The organism is Azospirillum aestuarii, assembly GCF_016632405.1.
Classification (GTDB): domain Bacteria; phylum Pseudomonadota; class Alphaproteobacteria; order Azospirillales; family Azospirillaceae; genus Azospirillum; species Azospirillum aestuarii.
The window spans coordinates 137682-153550 of the sequence record NZ_JAEPIV010000002.1 but is presented as its reverse complement, the minus strand read 5'-3'; the positions used below and the strand labels follow the sequence as shown (position 1 = coordinate 153550).

Here is a 15869-nt window from a genome sequence, read left to right as displayed (position 1 = left end):
GCAGCACCCGGCCATGCCGGCGCAACGGCGTCGGTGAACCAGGGCCAGAGCCGGGACCGCAAGACCCGGGCCGGAGAACAAGGGAAGGATAGCCGCATGACGAATCAGCCGGGTTTCCAGGATGCGCCGCCGGACGAGCGTTCGAACCTCACGGACGAGCAGGAAAGCGCCATCCGCGTCCTCGCCAACAGCCTGCACCGCCTGAACGACGCCGTCGTCAAGGCCGTGGAGGCCGGCGTGACGGTCGAGCTGATGCGCACCGCCCGCTATCACAACGCGACGGGCAACTGGGGCGATCAGCTCACCCCGATGATCCGCACCAAGTAAGCGGCTCATCCCATCCGACCGGAAGGCCTTCCGTCCGAAAGGGCGGGGGGCCTTTTCCTTTTCGGTGTTGCCCATCCTGCCCGATCGAAGTTCCTGCCGCGCGGCGGAACCGCGGCGCCCTTCACCGGTTCCTTCCTTTTGGCCCCCAACAAGGAAACGGTTATGAAGGACGCTCAGAACCAGTCCCCGCAGCGTCAGGGCATGAACGACCGCGAAGCGTTCTGGCGCATGCATTGCCTGTCGGAACCGACCTTCACCGACCTCACCCACGGCATCTTCCTGGGGCTGATCTGGTCGGCGGTGCTGTGGGCGCCGATGTTCATCAGCGTTCTGCTCTGACTCTTCCGTCCGGTCAGGTGGTCTTCACGGTGCGGAGCAGGGCGCGGACGCGGGCGGCGAGCTGGTCCGGGGTGAAGGGCTTGGGCAGGACGGCGGCGTCGGCCTTCAGGCCGGTCAGCGATTCGGGGCTGTAGCCGGAAATCAGCAGAACCCGGATGCCGGGCCAGCGCTCCTGGACCCGCCGCGCCAGATCGATCCCCGACACGCCGTAGGGCATCACCACGTCCGTCACGATCACGTCGAAGGCGTTGTCCTGCTCCAGGATCTCCAGCGCGGCGGCGCCGTGGTCGGCGGTCACCACTTCGAAGCCCTCCTGGGTCAGTCCCTCCACGGTGGCCATCAGGACCAGGGCGTTGTCCTCGACCACCAGCAGGCGCACCGGGCCGGCCGGCGCCGCTTCCTCCGCATCCGGAACCGTTTCCGGCTCCGGCGCCCGGCCGGACACCGGCAGGGTGATGCGGACGACCGTGCCGCGGCGCGGCGCGCTGGAGATGGTGGCGTTGCCGCCCGACTGCCGGGCGAAGCCATAGACCATCGACAGGCCGAGACCCGTCCCCTTGCCATGCGGCTTGGTGGTGAAGAACGGCTCGAAGGCGCGGGCGGCGACCTCCGGCGGCATGCCGCCGCCGGTGTCGGTGATCTCCAGAACGGCCAGCGGGCCGTCGGGTGTTTCCTCCTGCCGGGCGGCGATGCGGATGCGCCCGCCCGTCGGCATCGCGTCGCGGGCGTTCACCACGAGATTCAGGACCGCCAGTTCCAGTTGGACCGGGTCGACCTCCACGGGCAGCGGATCGGTGGGAAGCGCCCAGTCCAGCGCGATGTCGGCGCGGATGGAGCGCTCCAGCAGATCGGCCATGATGCGCAGGGCATCCCCCAGATCGATCACCTTGGGGTCCACCGCCTCCTGGCGCGAGAAGGCGAGAAGCTGCCCGGTCAGCGTCCGGGCGCGCTCCAAGGCGGTGCGGGTGCCGTCCAGATAGCGCGCCCCCTCCACCGGCAGATGCCGTTCCATCAGATGCAGGTTGGCCAGGGCGGCAGTCAGCAGGTTGTTGAAGTCGTGGGCGACGCCACCGGTCAACTGGCCCAACGCCTCCAGCTTCTGCGACTGACGCAGCGCGTTCTCCAGGGATTCGCGGGCGCGAGCCTCCTCGGTCCAGCGGCGGACGGCCCGCATCTCGCTCTGCGCGCGGCGCAGCGCCAGCAGGGTGATGCCGACCAGAGCCAGCATCGCCGGCACGGCGAAGGCGGCGTACAGAAGGATGTTGCGCGTCCAGCCGGCCAGGATCTCGGAGATCGGAATGCCGTAGGTGACGTAGATCGGGTAGGGCGCGACCTGCATGAAGCCGTTGAGTCTCGTTACGCCGTCGAGGCGGCCCCGTGTGCGGAACACGCCCTCGGTCTGCCCGGCCGCCATGGCGCCGAGCAGGAAGCTGTCCGCGGCATGGCGGGCCTGCCGATCGCCCATCGAGGGGAAGCGGACCAGGACCGAGCCGTCGCGGCGGACGAGGGAGATCGACTCCTTCGGGCCTGAGACGACGAGCTGATAGAAATCCACCAGGTAATCGGTGAGCACCGCGGTCAGCAGCACGCCGTTGAACGGCTCCTCCGGGCCACCCGCTGCGGCGCGGCGGCGCGTGACGTTGAACTGCCGCTTGCCCGACCCGCGCCCGGTGATCGCCTCGCTGACGAGGATGCCGGCGTCGCCGGCCGCCTGGGTGCGGAAATACTCCCGGTCGCCGACGTTGATCGACGGGGCCGGGAACAGGCGGTTGTCGTTGCGCAGCGTGCCGTTGGGATCGACCAGTCCGACGACGCCGATCTGCGGAAGCTCCTCGACCAGCGTCCTCAGGTAGCCGTGCAGGTCATCGGACCGGCCGATCGCGTCCCAGCTCAGGCCGGCGGTCCGCTCGTCCAGCCGGTCCAGGACCTGCTCGACCGTGTCGAAAACCTTCTGCATGTGCTCGTGCAGGATCAGCACGGTCTTGCGGATGTTGCGCTCGGCCTGCGCTTCCTCCTCGTGAAAGTCGCGCCAGGCGATGGCGGTGAACAGCAGGGTGGGAACCAGGACGGACGCCACCAGGAGGATGCGCAGAAGGCGCACCATTCCCGCCGATTCGGTTGCCAGGGCGTCGAGGTAACGAAGAGGCATGGGCTGCGCGGTTGGCGGCGGGGAGGGTGATCACAGGTGGCGATGGGACGAGGCGCCAGGCGCGGGCCACCGTGATCCGCAAGCTATGCCGGTCCATGACAGCCGGGGCAACCTGAACTTTCCGGCAGCCCTATGACTTTCAGTGGAGTGACGTGTCGGGCCTGAGCCATTCCCCATGGCTCCGCCGTGCGGAAGCGGCGAGAATACGGCGGAGCCGGTGCCCCACCGACGTCAACATGCTGCGGAGACCATCAGCCATGCCCCTGAAGCCCATCGAGCACGCCGACGCCGCTCCCGAGGTGCGCGCCGTCTACGACGACATCAAGGCGGCCCGCAACGTGCCGGACGTCAACAATTTCTGGAAGATGACCGCGCATCATCCGCCGACCTTGAAGCGCACCTGGGAGAGCCTGAAGGAGGTGATGGCCCCCGGCGCGCTGGACCCGATGGTCAAGGAGATGGTCTTCGTCGCGGTCAGCGTGACCAACGGCTGCGACTATTGCATCCGCTCGCACGAGGCCGCGGCGCGGCGCGCGGGCATGACCGACGCCCAGTTCGGCGAGCTGATGGCCGTCATCGGCATGGCCAACGAGACCAACCGCCTTGCCAAGGGCTACCAAGTGGAGATCGACGAGGCGCTGAGATAGCCCGTCACGCAATGTCGTCGAGGGCGTCCTCCAGCGACGGGTAGATGCCCTCGGCCAGCGAGCCGTCAACCCGCACCGGCCTGGGCAGGACCGCCACGGCGTCCAGCGCGCCGCGCAGCGTCAGGCCGGTGACCTCCACGAAGCCGCCGCGGTTGCCGTAGCGCCCGGCCGTCCAGTCCGACCGGTCCGGGTCGCCGGACAGCCGCCCGTTGCAGGTGATCATCTCGTGGGTGTCGTCGCCGCCGCGGCGGTTCCAGGCCATGCCGCCGCCCACGCCGCTGCCGATGTCGCGGGGGCGGAAGCCGTGGGGCTGGAGCAGGTCGCGCACCGCGCGCGACACCACGACGGCCTTGAGGTCGATCTCCGTCCCCACCGGCCCGCCCGCCGCGTGGGGTTCCTGTCCGATCGCCTGTTCCATGGGTCCGCTCCCCGTCTGTGTCGCTTCCAAAGGGACAACAGGCGGGAGCGCGGCCTGTGCCGCAGCGGCGGAGCGGAAAAGCGAAAGGGCCGATGCGTCGCCGCATCGGCCCTTTTCGTCTTGGTCGGAGAGAGAGGATTCGAACCTCCGGCCCCTGCCTCCCGAAAGCAGTGCTCTACCAGGCTGAGCTACTCTCCGGTCCGTCGGTGTCGCCGTTGCCAGCGTCGCCGTGGAGCGGGTGTATAGACCCATTGCCCGCGGGCTGCAATGGGAATAAGCGGCATTTGCGGAATGTTTTTTTGCCGGGCCGCGAAAGCCGGTGCGAGAGACTCCAGGCCGGGGCGGAAAAGCGAAAGGGCCGATGCGTCGCCGCATCGGCCCTTTTCGTCTTGGTCGGAGAGAGAGGATTCGAACCTCCGGCCCCTGCCTCCCGAAAGCAGTGCTCTACCAGGCTGAGCTACTCTCCGGTCCGTCGGTGGCGCCGTCGCCGGCGTCACCGTGGGCCGCGTATATAGCCGCTCGATCCGGGGGCTGCAACGTGAAAATCACCCCCGGCGGCGAAAAAGTTCCCAAAGCTCAGAAATCGCGTTCGATCACGAAATCCAGCACCTCCAGCAGGGCGGCCTTCACCGGCGTGTCCGGGAACAGGCCCAGCGCGTCGCGCGCGATGGCCCCGTAGTGGCGTGCGCGCTCCACCGTGTCCTTCAGCGCGTTGTGCTTGGCCATCAGTTCCTGGGCGCGCTCCAGGTCGCCCTCCCGCTGGTCCAGTTCCTCCATGGTGCGGCGCCAGAAGGCCCGCTCCTCGTCGTTGCCGCGGCGGAAGGCCAGCACGACGGGCAGGGTGATCTTGCCCTCGCGGAAGTCGTCGCCGACCGTCTTGCCCAGCTTCGCCTGCTTGGCCGAATAGTCCAGCACGTCGTCGACGAGCTGGAAGGCGATGCCCAGATTCATGCCGTAGTCGTAGAGCGCCAGCTCCTCCGCCTGCGGGCGGGCGGCCACCACGGCGCCGACGCGGCAGGCGGCGGCGAACAGCTCCGCCGTCTTGGCCTTGATGACCTCCAGATAGGCCTGCTCGCTGGTCTCGGTGTCGTTGGTGGTGCGCAACTGCAGCACCTCGCCCTCGGCGATCACCGCGGACGCCTTGGACAGGATGCGCAGCACGTCCAGCGACCCGACCTCCACCATCAGCTCGAAGCTGCGGGAGAACAGGAAGTCGCCGACCAGCACGCTGGCCTTGTTGCCGAACACCGCGTTGGCCGAGGCGAGACCGCGGCGCAGGTCGCTCTCGTCCACGACGTCGTCGTGAAGCAGGGTGGCGGTGTGGATGAACTCCACCACCGCGGCCAGCATCTTGTGATCCTCGCCCTTGTAGCCGCACAGTTCGGCGGCGGCGAGGGTGAGGACGGGGCGCAGGCGCTTGCCGCCGGCGGCGATGAGGTAGCCGGCAAGCTGCGGGATCATATCCACGGACGAATGCATCCGCTGGACGATGATCTCGTTGACCGCGCTCAGGTCATCGGCCACCAGGGCGGTCAGATCGTCGAGCGGGGTGGACTTCCGCCGTTTCGGCTCGAGGTTGGTCACGACCGCCAAGGTCGACTCCAATGATGATTGACGTGACGAATTCCGGCAGGGAGCATAACGGCATAGCCTCTTCGGTCAAGTCCGCAAGGCGAATAAGGGCACAGAACAGTCGGGATTTCATGAAGGAACTGCTGCGCACCACCGATCCGGTCCGTCTGAGCTGGCTTCTCGCCCTGCTGGCCGATGCGGGAATCGAAGGGATCGTGCTGGACACCCACACCAGCATTCTGGAAGGCTCCATCGGCGCGATCCCCCGTCGCCTGATGGTGGCCGACGAGGATCATGCCGCCGCCTGCCGCCTGCTGCGCGACGCCGGGGAGGAGTTGGGGGCGTGATGGCGGGGAGCGACGCGGCGTTCGACACGCTCCTGGATGGGCGTGTCCGCCTGCACCAGCCGCAAGCCGGCTACCGCGCCGCCATCGATCCTGTCTTACTCGCCGCCTTCACCGCCGCTGAAGCGGGGGAGCGGGTGCTGGACGTCGGCACCGGCACCGGGGCGGCGGCGCTGTGCCTCGCCGTCCGTGTGCCCGGTGCGATGGTTGTTGGGCTGGAGAAGCGGGCGGAGGCGGCGGCGTTCGCCCGGCGCAACGCCGCCCTCAACGGTGTGGATGGCCGGGTGAGCGTCCTTGAGGGCGACCTGCTGGCCCCGCCGCCGGGGCTGGTTCCCGGAACCTTCGACCGGGTGATGATGAACCCGCCCTACCTGCGCGCCGGCGCGGCCAGCGTCCCGCCCGATGCCTGGAAGGCCGCCGCCAACGTGGAGGGCGAGGCGGGGCTGACCGATTGGGTGCGCTTCGCCGCCGCCATGCTGAAGCCGCGCGGCACGCTGACCATGGTCCACCGCGCCGACCGGGTGGACGAGATCCTGGCCGCGCTCCACGGCGCCCGATTCGGCTCCCTGACGCTCGTCCCGCTCTGGCCGAAGGCGGGGGAGGAGGCGCGGCGCCTCCTGCTAGCGGCGCGGAAGGGCGGGCGTTCGCCGGCGCGATTCACCGCCGGTCTGGTGCTGCACGGCCCCGATGGCGCCTACAGCGCGCGGGCGCAACGGATTCTGCGCGACATGGAACCGCTGATCGCTTAACTCGGCGCTTTCAATCCAGCCTCAACGCCACCATTTCAACCGGCGATGAACATGACGAAGCTGCTCGCCAAACTCCCGTTCGGCCCCTGGCGCGACGCCGGGCCGATCGTGTCCGTCCTCCGCCTGTCCGGTGTCATCGGTCAGGCCGGAGCCTTCCGCCAGGGTCTGACCATGGCCAACATGGCCGGGCTGATCGAACGCGCCTTCGCGCCGAAGGGTCAGGCGGCGGTGGCGCTGGTCGTCAACTCGCCGGGCGGGTCGCCGGTGCAGTCGGCGCTGATCGCCAAGCGCATCCGCGATCTCGCCACCGAGAAGAAGGTGCCGGTCTTCGCCTTCTGCGAGGACGCGGCGGCGTCCGGCGGCTACTGGCTGGCCTGCGCCGCGGACGAGATCTGGGCGGACGAGAGCAGCATCCTGGGTTCCATCGGCGTGGTGTCCGCCGGCTTCGGCGCGCACGAGTTCATCGAGCGCTACGGCATCGAACGGCGGCTCTACACCGCGGGCGACAAGAAGGTGATCCTCGACCCCTTCTCGCCGGAGCGGGAGGACGGGGTGGCCCATCTGAAGGCGATCCAGGCGGAGATCCACGACGCCTTCAAGGCCATGGTGCGCGATCGCCGCGGTGCCCGCCTGTCGGGACCGGAGGATGAGTTGTTCTCCGGTGCCTTCTGGGCGGGGCGGCGCGCGCTGGATCTCGGGCTGATCGACGGCATCGGCGATCTGCGCACCGTGCTGCGGGGCCGCTTCGGCGAGAAGTTGCGGCTGCGCGTGGTGCAGGAGGACCGGCGCTGGTTCCGCCGGATGGGCTTCCGCGTGGCGGCGCCGATGGGGGTGAGCATTCCGGACCGTCTTGCGGCGGACCTCCCCGCGGCGGCTCTGGCCGCCGTCGAGGAGCGTGCCCTGTGGTCGCGCTACGGCCTCTGAGTTTTCCGCCGGGGAGCGTCGGGCGGCCATCGCGGGTTTTTGCAGGATGGGTCCTGCGAGATCCGTGCACACCGCGGCGCCTCCCCGAGGGGAGGGCCAGCGTGGGGCAAAACCTCTTGTCCCCTACTCCTTCCCGGCGAACAGCCAAGCCCCGAAGGGCGCGGTCGGGCCGACCAGCCCGTCACGGCCCACCTGGACTTCGAACACCACCCCCGCGCTGTCCACCTGTCCGCCGGTCGGCAGGGTGCGTGGCGCGTCCTGCGGGCGCGGCAGGGCGGGGTAGGGCACGCCGGTGCCCTGGACACCGCCGTCCAACTCCTTCAACGGCCCGTCGAACCGGATGTCGGAGAAGCGGTCGGAGGGGTAGGGGTAGGCGTTGAAGAACCAGCTTCCCCGCCGGCAGCCGTTGATCAGCCAATAGACGCCGTTGGACGGCAGGCGCACCCCGCTCGGAGCCGGTTCGAAGGCGCCGCTCTCGTAGAGGCGCAGGACGAACAGGGCGAACTGGCGCGGCGACAGCTGGGCCTTGGCGACCGGGCCGCGTGCGACCGCCGCCGGGTCGTCCAGATCGATGCGGGCGAGGTCGGTGGCCTCCAGCACGCGCGCCTCGACCAACGCGCCGCCGGTGCCGCGGTCGCCGACGATGTCATAGGTCCGCACATGCTTCTGGTAATCGGCGTTGAAGACCAGCCGATAGCGGTCGCTCTCCCCTTTGGTGCAGGCGGCGCGCAGGTCGTCGCCGTTGAGGTAGCTGACCCAGGTGAGCTTGCGCGCCACCGGATTGTCGGTCGGACCGACCGAGGCGCAGCCGCCGAGAAGCCCCGCCACCGCCGCCGCTGCCAGCCCAATGGCCCTCCCTCTTCGTCCGCCCCGGACGGCAGCGCGCGGATTCGTCAGGCGTTGCCTGGGCGGGCGTCGCTTGGGCGGGCGTGTCATGAGGTGCCTCGCGTCCGGTATGGATGGGGTGGGATGGTCCTGCCCTTCCGGGAAGATGGATCGGCGGCCGCGCTCCTTCAACGCGGCTCGCCCCGCACGGGTCCCCGCCCTATCCAATTTCGTCACAGCGTCGCCGAAGAAATCGAAGCGGCAAATTAACGAATTGTCGCTAGACACTGATTTCCATGGAATTTACCATTGCGCCAAACAGCAAGTATTAGCCTTTGGCGGGGGCATCATGAACGTAACGGGCCAGACCGTTCGAAGCCTGCTTTTGGCGTTCGCTTGGCGCGGACGCGAAACGGAGGGGGAACAGGCCACAGAACGTTTGGCGAATGGACGTTCGACTCTGGGGAGTGCCTTCGGCATTACCCCTTTCGTTAGAGGGCTGTGTGGCCGGGGGCTGTGCGGCGCCCTGGCGGTTCTGGCGGTGACCGTCCTGGCGCCGCTGCCGGCGCTGGCGGCGAAATACGCGGCGATCGTCGTGGACGCCCGCACGGGTGAGGTTCTGCACGAGGAGAACGCCGACACCCTGACATACCCGGCGTCGCTGACCAAGATGATGACGCTCTATCTGACCTTCGACGCGCTGGACGAGGGGCGGCTGCGGTTGGACCAGTCGCTGCCGGTGTCGGCCTGGGCGGAGGCGCAGTCCCCGACCAAGCTGGGGCTGCGCGCCGGCAAGACGCTGCGGGTGGAGCAGGCGATCCTCGGGCTGGTCACCAAGTCGGCCAACGACGCATCCGTGGTGCTGGCGGAGGCGCTGGGCGGCAGCGAGGCGAAATTCGCCGAGATGATGACCCGCAAGGCCCGCGAGCTGGGGATGCGCAACACCGTGTTCCGCAATTCCAACGGCCTGCCGAACATGGAGCAGCTGACCACGGCGCGCGACTTCTCCATCCTGTCGCGGGCGATGCTGTCGGACCACTCCCGCTATTACCCCTATTTCAGCCGCCGCGCCTTCGTCTATGGCGGGCGCAGCCTGAACAATCACAACCGGTTGATGTCGCGCTACGAGGGCATGGACGGCATCAAGACCGGCTACACGGTGGCCAGCGGCTTCAATCTCGCGGCGTCGGCGGTGCGCGACGGCCGCCGGCTGGTCGCCGTGGTGCTGGGCGGCAAGTCGGCGGCCTCGCGCGACGCCCGCATGGAGGCGATCCTCGACAAGGCGTTCGACAAGCCGAGCCGCGGTTCCGACGCGCTGGTCGTCGCCCGCGCCGGGGACGAGGACGCGCCGCGCGCCACCGCCAAGGGCAGGCCGCCGGCCAAGCCGGAAACCATCGCGCAGCTTGCCTCCACCGTCTCCACCCCCGCCGCGGTCCGTCCGCCGGCCCGCGCCCGCGACGAGGACGCCGATTCGCCGAAGGCCGACGGGTCGAAATGGGGCGTGCAGGTCGGCGCCTTCTCCACGCGGGAGGCGAGCAACCGGGCGCTCTCCCAGGCGACCAAGCAGGCGCCGTTCCTGCTGCGCGCCGCCAAGCCGGCGGTGACCCCGGTGAAGGCGAACGGCTCCACCGTCTACCGCGCCCGCATGGTCGGGCTGGACGAGCGGACCGCCCGCAAGGTCTGCTCGGAGCTGACCCGCAGCGGCCACCGCTGCGTGCCGGTGTCGCCAAACGAGAAACTGTAAGCCCGGTTCTTTTCCGCCAAAAGAAAAAGGCGCAGCCGCGGGGCTGCGCCTTTTCCGTGTCCGGGAGAGGGGCCGGTCAGGCGCCCGGCTCGTTGGCGTTCGGGAAGAACAGCGGGTTGCCGTTGATCGTGTAATCCGCGATGGCCTGCTGGCCCTCGGCGGAGACCAGCCAGCTCACGAAGGCCTGCCCGTCGGCGGCCTTGACGTGGGCGAACTTGGCCGGGTTGACCAGCATGACGCCATACTGGTTGAACAGTCGCCTGTCGCCTTCCACCAGCACATCGAGGTCGCCGCGGTTCTTGAAGCTGAGCCAGGTGGCGCGGTCGGTCATGGCGTAGCCGTTCACCGCAGCCGCGGTGTTCAGCGTGGCGCCCATGCCCTGGCCGATGGCGCGGTACCACCCGTCGCCCGTCGTGGGATCGACGCCGGCGGTCTTCCACAGCGCCTGCTCCGACTTGTGGGTGCCGCTGTCGTCGCCGCGCGACACGAACGGGGCCTTGGCGGCGGCGATGCTCTTCAGCGCGGCGGACACGTCCTTGCTGCCGCCGACCTTGGCCGGGTCGGCCTTTGGCCCGACGATCACGAAGTCGTTGTACATGACCGGCTTGCGCTCGGTGCTGAAGCCCTCGGCGACGAACTTGTCCTCGGACGGCTTGTGATGGACGAACAGCACGTCGGCGTCGCCGCGCTTGGCGATGTCGATGGCCTGGCCGGTGCCCTTGGCGACCACGCGGACCTCGATCCCGGTCTTTTCCGTGAATTTCGGCAGGATCGACTTGAACAGCCCCGAATCCTCGGTCGAGGTGGTGGAGGCCACGGTGATGAAGCGGTCGGCGGCGGTGGACGGCTGAACGGAGCCGAGCAGCAGAGCCGCCACGGCGGCGCATCCCAGCACGAAAGAACGGCGCAGCATTGGACTATCCCTCTCCAGGTTTTCGCCCGCCTTGGTTGCGGGCTCTGGCGGCGACTATGGGAAAGTTCGAACGGCTTTGCAAATTTCCCAGAATCGCGAACTGGGGCCGCGGGGAAGGCGCGGCGGTTCAGGCTCGCCGCGTCTCCCGCACCATGGCGGCGGCGAGGTTCACCGACAGCGACAAGGTCATCAGGATGACGCCGAGGCCGAGCGCCAGCGGCAGGTCGCCCTTGCTGGTCTCCAGCGCGATGGAGGTGGTCATGACGCGGGTCACCCGGTCGATGTTGCCACCGACGATCATCACCGCCCCGACCTCCGCCGAGGCCCGGCCGAAGCCGGCCAGCAGGATGGTCAGCAGGCTCCAGCGCGCTTCCGACAGCAGGGTGAACAGGGTGGTCAGCGGCCCGGCTCCCATCACCCGCAGCAGGTCGGCGTAGTCCACCATCAGGTCCTCGACGGTCTGGCGGGTCAGGGCGGCGACAATGGGGACGATCAGCACGGTCTGGGCCACGATCATCGCGGTCGGGGTGAACAGCAGCCCCAGCACACCCAACGGGCCGGACCGCGACAGGATCAGATAGACGATCAGCCCGATCACCACCGGCGGCAACCCCATCGCCGTGTTCAGGAACAAGGTCACGGCGCGCCGGCCCGGAAAGCGGAAGGCGGCCACCGCGGCGCCCAGAGGCAGGCCGATCAGGGCCGACAGCAGGACGGCGGTCAGGCTGACGCGCAGCGACAGGCCGACGATCCCCACCAGACCGGGATCGAAATCGGCGATCAGGTGGAAGGCGGTGACGAAGGCCAGACCGAACTCATGCATAAGGGTACTCACCAAACAAAACCGGGCCGAAGAAAAAAGGGCCTCATCGCTTCCGTCCTGCGGGAGCCGATCATCCGCCGCTTGCCCCGGCGCGCGATCTTCCCCACTCTTCCGGTCATGGACCTCACGGAATTCACCATAAGGCCGGACCCGGCGAATCCCAAGCTGACGGAGCGCGTTTCCGGGCTGGATCAGGACGGGCGTCCGGTGGAGGCGTCGGTCACCGTGGAACGGCCGCTGACGCTGTACCTGAACGGGCAGGAGATCGTCACCATGATGACGATCGCCGACTACCCCGATTATCTGGCGGTGGGCTATCTGCTCAACCAGAACATGCTGAAGCGCGACGACCGGATCACCGGCATCGACTACGACGAGGAGATCGACACCGTCGTCGTCCGCACCGAGCGCGCCACGAATTACGAGCAGAAGCTCAAGAAGAAGACGCTGACCTCCGGTTGCGCCCAGGGCACCGCCTTTGGCGACGTGATGGAGACCTTCGAGTCGGTGCGGCTGAACCCCGACGCGCGGCTGAAGACCTCCTGGATCTACACCCTGTCGAAGAAGATCAACCTGACCCCCAGCCTGTATCTGGAGGCCGGCGCCATCCACGGCTGCGTGCTGTGCCAGGACGACCGTCCCCTCGTCTACATGGAGGACGTTGGGCGGCACAACGCGGTGGACAAGGTGGCGGGCTACATGCACCTGCACGGTGTGCCGGCGCACGACAAGATCTTCTACACGACCGGGCGCCTGACCTCGGAGATGGTCATCAAGACGGTGCAGATGGGCATCCCGATCCTGATCTCCCGCTCCGGCTTCACCGCCTGGGGGGTGGAACTGGGGCGACAGGCCAACCTGACCATGGTCGGGCGGGCCAAGGGCAAGCGCTTCCTCGCTTTGGCCGGCACCGACCGGCTGGACTTCGACGCCGACCCAGCTGCGGTCGGCGACGAGGGCGGGCGTCACCAGCGCAAGGGGAGCCGTAATGAGGACTGACGGCATTGCCGGCGTGCTGTTGGCCGGCGGCCTGTCGCGGCGCATGGGCGGCGGCGACAAGAGCCTGCGCACGCTCGGCGGGCGCAGCATCCTGGAGCGCATCATCGCCACGGTGCGCCCGCAGGTCGGGCCGCTGGTGCTGAACGCCAACGGCGACCCGGCGCGCTTCGCCGCCTTCGGCCTGCCGGTGGCCGCGGACGTGGTGGAGGGCTTCGCCGGACCGCTGGCCGGGGTGCTGACCGGGATGGAATGGGCGCGGGCCAACGCGCCGCAATGCCGCTGGCTGGCCAGCTTCGCCACCGACGCGCCCTTTATTCCCGGCGATCTGGTCGCGCGTCTGGTCGCGGCGGTGGAGCGCGATGGCGCCGACCTCGCCTGCGCCCGCTCCGACGGGCAGGAGCACCCAGTCTTCGGGCTGTGGCGGGTGGACCTCGCCGACGACCTCCGCCGCGCCATGGTGGAGGAGGACATGCGCAAGGTGGACGCCTGGACCGCCCGGTACCGTCTGGCGGTTGCCGACTTCGCCATCGATCCGGTAGACCCCTTCTTCAACACCAACCGCCCCGACGATCTGGCGGAGGCGGAACGGCTGATGGCGGCGGGACTGGTCCGATGAGCGAAGCGCTGAGCAGAACCGAGACGATGGAGCTTGGCATCGTCCTGGAACGCCGCAAGGGCACCAGCGCCTGGGCGGACTGGGCGTGGCGTCCGGTCTCGGTGATTCCCGGCGCCCCGCCGGTCGACGGTCCCTGGCGCCTTCTGCGCGAGGGGGAGGGCTGGGCGCATTTCCACGCCGCGACCCTGCCGCTGGAACTGTTCCGCAGCGACACCGAAGGCTACAAGCTGAACCTGTCGCAGGAGCCGCCGCGCCTCTGGGTCGTGCTGCGCCCGGACGAGACGGGCGAACCGGGGGGCGTCGTGCCCTTCGTCGTCACCGCCTCCGCTCACGAATGCGAAGCCTATCAGGTGAGCGGCGTGGAGATGGTGGAGACGGTGCCGATGCCGCCGGAGGTCACGGCGCTGGTCCGCGACTTCACCGAGCAGCATCATGTGGATGTCCCCTTCGTGAAGCGCGAGCGCAAGCGGCACTTCCCGAAGCAGGGGTGATGACTTCTTGATGGGGCGCCGGCGCCGTGGCCCCCCCCTCCCGACCTCCCCCCGCTTCGCAGGGGGAGGAGTCGATTCCCTCCCCTGCGAAGCGGGGGAGGGTTAGGGTGGGGGCAAGGTGCAGGCACCCCCGGACACACAGCATGACCGACGAACCTTTCCTGTCCCGCTGGTCCCGCCTGAAACGGCAGACCGCCGTCCCCGCTCCGGAACCGGTGGAGCCGCCGCCTGAGGAGCCGCCCGCGCAGCTCCCGGCGGAAGCGGCTGCCGAGCCAGCCGAATCCACCCCCGAAACCGACGACCCGCTGAAGGACCTTCCGCCCGTGGAGGAGCTGACGTTGGAGTCTGACTTCACCCCCTTCCTGCGGGCGGAGGTCCCGGACGACCTGCACCGGCAGGCGCTGCGCAAGCTGTGGACCTCAGACCCGGTCTTCGCCAACGACGACGGGTTGAAGGACTACGCCGACGACTACGCCAGCCTGTTCACCGGCTCATCGCCGGTGAAGACGCTCTACCGCGTCGGCAAGGGCTTCCTCGACGCCGCGGAGGAAGCGGCGGAGAAGGCGGGCGAAACGACCGGTGAGACGCCCGGCGAGATGGCCGCGGACGGCGGCGCCGATGAAGACGGGAAAGAAAAGGCAGCTATTCCCGAAGGTTCGGAACTGGAACAGATTCCCTCTGCTTCGCATGAACCGGACATCGATATGACAAAATGAGCATATCGCTAGTCCAGCCAAAGACGCGGTAAGCACACTTCCGAGTCAACCTTTGTTGACAAACGCCGCGAATCTGCCCTTTAATAGCCTGTACCTAAGCGTTAAGCCCCTGATATGGCGATGCTTTTCGCGGGTGCAATATGAGGTTGTCGGTCCAGGGCGTCTCGGGCGCCGGCCCATGACGCCGTGAGCCTGCAACGGGCGAGCCAATGTGCCGCCGTTGTCGCGACGGGTGGGGCCGGGTGCCGGAGTTTTGCCGATCTGGTCTTTTCGTCGTGTCGGGAGGGATGAACGCCGTGTCCGTGACCGGTGAACACGATCCGTCGGCCCTGCCGCCGGAAGAGATGCAGCGGGCGCAGCTCTACGCGCTGCTGGCGCGTCTGCTTGCCCGCCCGCCCGGCGGCGAGTTCCTGGCCGCTCTGGCGGCGCTGGACGGCGACGCGAGCCCCCTCGGTCAGGCGCTGCGCGGTCTGGCCGACGCCGCGCGCGGCACGGACGCCGCCGCGGTGGAGGAGGAGTTCAACACCCTTTTCATCGGTGTCGGCGGCGGCATCCTGTCCCCTTACGGGTCCTATTATCTCACGGGTTTCCTTCACGAAAAGCCGCTGGCCGAGTTGCGCGGCGACATGGCGCTGCTGGGCATCGCCCGCGCCGATGAGGTGAAGGAACCCGAAGACCACATCGCCGCCCTGGCCGAGATGATGGCAGGTCTGATCACCGGCGCCTTCGACGCCCCGGCCGATCTGGAGGCGCAGCGTCGCTTCTTCGACCGCCACATCGGCTCCTGGGCCGGCAGGTTCTTCACCGATCTGGAATCCACGCCGTCCGCCGCCTTCTACCGCGCGGTGGGCACGCTGGGTCACCGGTATCTGGAGGTCGAGGGGAAAGCCTTCGACATGGCGGCGTGACGGGGCGGCATGACCGGACACCGGCACCACCGCCGAACACACGACAACAACGAGACCGGTCCACGACAAGGCCGGTCCGGAAACGCTGAAAACAAGGCCCGGAACCGGGCGGCACATCGGTCTTCAGTCTCGGGGAAGCCGCGAAGAATAGGGTGAAGCTATGACGGACAAGAAGGAAAAGACCAGGCTGGCGCGGCGCGACCTGTTCCGCGCGGCTGGATTGGGCGTCGGCGCGCTGGGCGCCGCCGCCGTGGGCGCCGTGGCGGGTGCGGAGCCGGTGCAGGCCGCCGAGCCCGCCCCCGCCCAGGGTTACCGCGAGACCGACCATGTCCGGACGGTCTACGAACTGAGCCGCTTCTAAGAAG

The 15869-nt window shown here is 68.6% G+C and carries 19 protein-coding genes and 2 tRNA genes; 13 read left to right on the top strand and 8 right to left on the bottom strand.

What is annotated here, in order from left to right:
• Window positions 1–96 precede the first annotated feature (96 nt).
• Together JJL56_RS05415 and JJL56_RS05410 are read left to right on the top strand one after the other, a co-directional pair.
• Window positions 97–327 carry an SMc00767 family acetate metabolism repressor gene (locus tag JJL56_RS05415; RefSeq protein WP_094301980.1) on the top strand — a complete coding sequence of 77 codons (231 nt, stop codon included), beginning with the start codon at window positions 97–99 and terminating at the stop codon, window positions 325–327.
• Window positions 328–489: 162 nt separating this feature from the next.
• Window positions 490–666, top strand: coding sequence for a hypothetical protein (locus tag JJL56_RS05410; protein ID WP_186452756.1), 177 nt, complete (start codon window positions 490–492; stop codon window positions 664–666).
• Between the two features lie 13 nt (window positions 667–679).
• Here JJL56_RS05410 and JJL56_RS05405 read toward each other — a convergent pair whose 3' ends face one another.
• Window positions 680–2815: a hybrid sensor histidine kinase/response regulator gene (locus tag JJL56_RS05405; protein WP_200484459.1), complete on the bottom strand. Its 2136-nt coding sequence runs from the start codon at window positions 2813–2815 to the stop codon at window positions 680–682.
• 257 nt (window positions 2816–3072) lie between these two features.
• Here JJL56_RS05405 and JJL56_RS05400 point away from each other — a divergent pair, with 257 nt between their 5' ends.
• Window positions 3073–3462: a carboxymuconolactone decarboxylase family protein gene (locus tag JJL56_RS05400; protein ID WP_200484457.1), complete on the top strand. Its 390-nt coding sequence runs from the start codon at window positions 3073–3075 to the stop codon at window positions 3460–3462.
• 4 nt (window positions 3463–3466) lie between these two features.
• Here JJL56_RS05400 and JJL56_RS05395 read toward each other — a convergent pair whose 3' ends face one another.
• From JJL56_RS05395 to JJL56_RS05380, 4 genes are all read right to left on the bottom strand, one after another.
• On the bottom strand, window positions 3467–3880 hold the full coding sequence (locus JJL56_RS05395) for a hypothetical protein (protein WP_200484455.1): 414 nt from the start codon (window positions 3878–3880) through the stop codon (window positions 3467–3469).
• A gap of 121 nt (window positions 3881–4001) precedes the next feature.
• Window positions 4002–4078: transfer RNA gene (locus JJL56_RS05390), tRNA-Pro, on the bottom strand.
• Window positions 4079–4270: 192 nt separating this feature from the next.
• Window positions 4271–4347: transfer RNA gene (locus JJL56_RS05385), tRNA-Pro, on the bottom strand.
• A 109-nt stretch (window positions 4348–4456) separates the two neighbouring features.
• Entirely contained in the window at window positions 4457–5473 is a 1017-nt protein-coding gene (locus JJL56_RS05380) for a polyprenyl synthetase family protein (protein WP_145622542.1), read from the bottom strand.
• Between the two features lie 110 nt (window positions 5474–5583).
• Here JJL56_RS05380 and JJL56_RS05375 point away from each other — a divergent pair, with 110 nt between their 5' ends.
• Genes JJL56_RS05375 through JJL56_RS05365 form a run of 3 tightly spaced genes read left to right on the top strand, consistent with a single transcriptional unit; the run spans window position 5584 to window position 7469 of the window.
• The gene (locus JJL56_RS05375; protein ID WP_145622540.1) at window positions 5584–5799 is read left to right on the top strand and encodes a putative signal transducing protein; all 216 of its coding nucleotides are present in this window, start codon (window positions 5584–5586) and stop codon (window positions 5797–5799) included.
• Entirely contained in the window at window positions 5799–6545 is a 747-nt protein-coding gene (locus tag JJL56_RS05370; RefSeq protein WP_200484453.1) for a tRNA1(Val) (adenine(37)-N6)-methyltransferase, read from the top strand. The genes JJL56_RS05375 and JJL56_RS05370 overlap by 1 nt, the downstream gene beginning before the upstream one ends.
• 51 nt (window positions 6546–6596) lie before the next feature.
• Window positions 6597–7469, top strand: a complete 873-nt coding sequence (locus tag JJL56_RS05365; protein ID WP_425599117.1) for a S49 family peptidase — start codon at window positions 6597–6599, stop codon at window positions 7467–7469.
• 123 nt (window positions 7470–7592) lie between these two features.
• On the opposite strand, the gene JJL56_RS05360 is transcribed toward JJL56_RS05365, so the two are convergent.
• On the bottom strand, window positions 7593–8297 hold the full coding sequence (locus JJL56_RS05360; protein WP_345772547.1) for a hypothetical protein: 705 nt from the start codon (window positions 8295–8297) through the stop codon (window positions 7593–7595).
• A 538-nt stretch (window positions 8298–8835) separates the two neighbouring features.
• Between JJL56_RS05360 and JJL56_RS05355 the strand changes: the two genes are divergently transcribed.
• Window positions 8836–10038: a serine hydrolase gene (locus tag JJL56_RS05355; RefSeq protein ID WP_247889206.1), complete on the top strand. Its 1203-nt coding sequence runs from the start codon at window positions 8836–8838 to the stop codon at window positions 10036–10038.
• A gap of 76 nt (window positions 10039–10114) precedes the next feature.
• On the opposite strand, the gene JJL56_RS05350 is transcribed toward JJL56_RS05355, so the two are convergent.
• Window positions 10115–10951: an ABC transporter substrate-binding protein gene (locus JJL56_RS05350; protein WP_145622529.1), complete on the bottom strand. Its 837-nt coding sequence runs from the start codon at window positions 10949–10951 to the stop codon at window positions 10115–10117.
• Window positions 10952–11078: 127 nt separating this feature from the next.
• Window positions 11079–11774, bottom strand: coding sequence for an ABC transporter permease (locus JJL56_RS05345; RefSeq protein WP_145622527.1), 696 nt, complete (start codon window positions 11772–11774; stop codon window positions 11079–11081).
• Between the two features lie 117 nt (window positions 11775–11891).
• On the opposite strand from JJL56_RS05345, the gene fdhD reads away from it, so the two are divergent.
• The 6 genes from fdhD (at window position 11892) to JJL56_RS05315 (ending at window position 15865) form a co-directional block, all read left to right on the top strand.
• The gene (fdhD, locus tag JJL56_RS05340; RefSeq protein ID WP_200484448.1) at window positions 11892–12773 is read left to right on the top strand and encodes a formate dehydrogenase accessory sulfurtransferase FdhD; all 882 of its coding nucleotides are present in this window, start codon (window positions 11892–11894) and stop codon (window positions 12771–12773) included.
• Window positions 12763–13389, top strand: a complete 627-nt coding sequence (mobA, locus tag JJL56_RS05335) for a molybdenum cofactor guanylyltransferase MobA (protein WP_200484446.1) — start codon at window positions 12763–12765, stop codon at window positions 13387–13389. Before fdhD ends, mobA begins: the two co-directional genes overlap by 11 nt.
• Window positions 13386–13880, top strand: coding sequence for a DUF3305 domain-containing protein (locus tag JJL56_RS05330; RefSeq protein WP_200484444.1), 495 nt, complete (start codon window positions 13386–13388; stop codon window positions 13878–13880). The genes mobA and JJL56_RS05330 overlap by 4 nt, the downstream gene beginning before the upstream one ends.
• Before the next feature lie 143 nt (window positions 13881–14023).
• A complete protein-coding gene (locus tag JJL56_RS05325; RefSeq protein WP_200484442.1) occupies window positions 14024–14596 on the top strand; it encodes a DUF3306 domain-containing protein in 573 nt (190 codons plus the stop codon).
• A 296-nt stretch (window positions 14597–14892) separates the two neighbouring features.
• Window positions 14893–15504, top strand: coding sequence for a molecular chaperone TorD family protein (locus JJL56_RS05320; RefSeq protein WP_200484441.1), 612 nt, complete (start codon window positions 14893–14895; stop codon window positions 15502–15504).
• Between the two features lie 160 nt (window positions 15505–15664).
• The gene (locus tag JJL56_RS05315; RefSeq protein ID WP_145622517.1) at window positions 15665–15865 is read left to right on the top strand and encodes a formate dehydrogenase; all 201 of its coding nucleotides are present in this window, start codon (window positions 15665–15667) and stop codon (window positions 15863–15865) included.
• The last annotated feature ends 4 nt before the right edge of the window (window positions 15866–15869 follow it).